Source organism: Micromonospora sp. DT227 (genome assembly GCF_049841835.1).
GTDB lineage: Bacteria > Actinomycetota > Actinomycetes > Mycobacteriales > Micromonosporaceae > Micromonospora.
Genome location: NZ_JBNCLA010000093.1, coordinates 1 through 254, shown reverse-complemented (window position 1 = coordinate 254; position 254 = coordinate 1). Strand labels below are relative to the sequence as shown.

The window sequence follows — 254 nt, the reverse complement described above, 5'->3', positions numbered from 1 at the left end:
AAGAATGACCACGACTCGCTGGGCCTGTTCCAGCAGCGCCCCTCCAGTGGGTGGGGCACCCCGGAGCAGATCACCGACCCGGAGTACGCGACCCTGGCGTTCCTGAAGGGGTTGAAGCAGGTCGACGGCTGGCAGGACATGCCGGTGACCAAGGCCGCGCAGACCGTGCAGGTGTCCGCCTACCCGGATGCGTACGCGCAGTGGGAGAAGCAGGCCACCGACCTGGTCAACAAGCACTGGAACAGCTGAGACAG

1 pseudogene is annotated in these 254 nt (G+C 65.7%); it reads left to right on the top strand.

From position 1 onward, the window contains the following. A pseudogene (locus ACLQ2W_RS34035) lies at positions 1 to 249 on the top strand (hypothetical protein); the annotation flags it as partial. Positions 250 to 254: the final 5 nt, after the last annotated feature.